We start from the raw sequence: 605 nt of genomic DNA, 5'->3' as shown, positions 1-605 counted from the left end.
TTGTCCTTGCCTAAAATAGGTTGCCCTCAAAAAGCAACAAATAATGGCAACTTCAAAATCTAAAACTGGGAAAAGTACAAAATACGAGATTCGTCAAAGTCGTATTTTCAGTGAGTCATTCAAACGAGAAAAAGTCGAAGACATTCTCAACAAAAGGATTAGTATTATCGAATTTTGTAAATTGTGGGATGTAAGTAGCACAAGTGTTTATCGCTGGATTTACCAGTATTCTCCTCACTACAAAAAAGGAACTAAGATGATTGTACAACAAGATTCCGAAGCGGCTAAAACCCTGGAGCTACTCAAAAAAGTAGCTGAACTTGAGCGTATCCTTGGGCAAAAACAAATGGAAATTGACTATCAGTCTAAGCTCATTGAAATTGCCTCAAAGGAACTCGACATCGACCTAAAAAAAAGTTTCAAACCGACACTTTAGAGTACTTTCGCCAAAATATTACCCAACATTCTTACCAAATGAAGCACTTATATGCGCTCTGTGGTATTTCCAAACAAGCACATTATCGAATGCTCCGTAGAATAGAAGAATGGAAGGTAAAAGAAAGTTTTTATGTGGGCTTGATGCTCCAAATTAGGGAGATTCACCC

General features: G+C 37.2%; 1 protein-coding gene. It reads left to right on the top strand.

The window, feature by feature from the left end:
* Positions 1-43: 43 nt before the first annotated feature.
* Positions 44-436, top strand: a complete 393-nt coding sequence (locus QM491_RS25485; protein WP_283330408.1) for a transposase — start codon at positions 44-46, stop codon at positions 434-436.
* Positions 437-605 lie beyond the last annotated feature (169 nt).

This window comes from Flectobacillus longus (assembly GCF_030056705.1).
Lineage (GTDB): Bacteria > Bacteroidota > Bacteroidia > Cytophagales > Spirosomataceae > Flectobacillus > Flectobacillus longus.
The sequence above is the reverse complement of the archived record's forward strand: the minus strand, read 5'-3'. Positions and strand labels throughout refer to the sequence as shown.

Bases quoted from the DNA above. Each gene is read 5' to 3' on its own strand.
- QM491_RS25485 (WP_283330408.1), top strand. From the start codon at position 44: ATGGCAACTTCAAAATCTAAAACTGGGAAAAGTACAAAATACGAGATT.